General features: G+C 67.3%; 1 protein-coding gene. It reads right to left on the reverse strand.

The genetic code is table 11. The features are described 5' to 3' along the window. The coding region (locus tag L858_RS22125) for a hypothetical protein (RefSeq protein WP_037505026.1) at positions 1-627 on the reverse strand (627 nt) is incomplete at both ends.

Genomic DNA, 627 nt, shown 5'->3' on the forward strand with positions numbered 1-627 from the left:
TCCCGAAGGTCACGGTCACCGCGCTCACACCATCCGCGCCGGGCGTCAGCGCCCAAGTGCCGTTTGCCGTCCCGCCCTCGACAACACTGGTCGGCGTGTCGGATACAGTCAGTGTCGGCACATCATCGGTGACGCTGACATTGACCTGCCCGTTGGCGGTGTCGCCGTCATTGTCGCTCGCCTGAACGATGGCATAGCCAAGGCTCTGCGTCTGCGCGGCATTTGCCAGCTCATGCGGCAGATCGTCGGATAGGGTCGCCGTTACCGTCACCGATCCGGTCGCCCCCGGAGCGATGTTGGCCGGAGCCGTCAAGGTCAGCGTGATCGCGACCGCACCAGCCGCCGTGCCCAGATGCCCGGTAATCTGCGTGGCGCTGTCGCGCACCCACACGATGTCCGTACCGGCGCCGTCGAGATTGCTCACCAGATGGCTGAGGTCGGTCGAGAAAGCGAAGCTCGAGAGCGCGTCCGACCCAGCGGTGAAGGACAGCGCCGGCAGGCTGTCGCTCTCCGTCGTGAGCCCCGGATTGCTCCCCGTGGCGCCAGCCGTGCTCAGCGCCGCCTCGTTCACCGTCAGCGTGATCGGCGCCGCATCGGCGGCGGGCGTGCCGTCGAGAATGGAGATGG

This window comes from Sphingobium bisphenolivorans (assembly GCF_000412635.1).
GTDB classification, from domain to species: Bacteria; Pseudomonadota; Alphaproteobacteria; order Sphingomonadales; family Sphingomonadaceae; genus Sphingobium; species Sphingobium bisphenolivorans.